The following is a 613-nucleotide window of genomic DNA, read 5'->3' as shown; positions in this document are numbered from 1 at the left end:
TCCCAGCATCCGGTAGCAGTGCGCCAGGAGCTCCGACCGGTACTGGTCGGAGATCTGCTCGAAGTCCTCAACGATCATGCCGTTCAACATACTTGAGAGCGGGGCCGCGGTATGCCGGTTTCGCCACCCCACTGGCATATGCCCACTCTTGGGGCCGGTCAAATCGCGGTGGGCGGATGGGTTTTGACGGGCGTTCGGTCCGCTCGAAGAGAGCAATTTAGGAGACAGCGGCCCTGCGTGGCCCTGGCAGCATCGGGTTGCTCGGGAATGTCCGTCCATGGCGAAGGAGTCACTTCCATGACCGAACAGCAGGTTCCGGCGGCGCGCGTTCCGCTGATCGACGAGGCCGATGCGACCGGAAGGACCGCGGAACTCTACGACCTGATCAAGAGCAGGACGGGCCTTCCATTCGTGCCCGATATGTTTCGGCTGGTCTCCACCCGGCCGGATCTGATGGAGGTTCTCATCACCGGCTACACCGGGGTATTCAGCGACGGAGTGCTGCCCCGGGCCACCCGAGAGATGATCTCGGCCTGGAGTTCGAAGGTGAACGGCTGCCCGTACTGCGTGGGAACCCACAACTGGTTCCTCTCGCAGTTCGGCGGCAGCGAGG

1 protein-coding gene is annotated in these 613 nt (G+C 63.1%); it reads left to right on the top strand.

Annotated features, from left to right (window positions below):
• Positions 1 to 297: 297 nt before the first annotated feature.
• Positions 298 to 613: carboxymuconolactone decarboxylase family protein (locus ABD323_RS43755; RefSeq protein WP_344447577.1), on the top strand; the 316-nt coding region annotated here is incomplete at its 3' end.

Origin of the sequence: Kitasatospora nipponensis (genome assembly GCF_039528135.1) — a bacterium.
Classification (GTDB): Bacteria; Actinomycetota; Actinomycetes; order Streptomycetales; family Streptomycetaceae; genus Kitasatospora; species Kitasatospora nipponensis.
The sequence above is the reverse complement of the archived record's forward strand: the minus strand, read 5'-3'. Positions and strand labels throughout refer to the sequence as shown.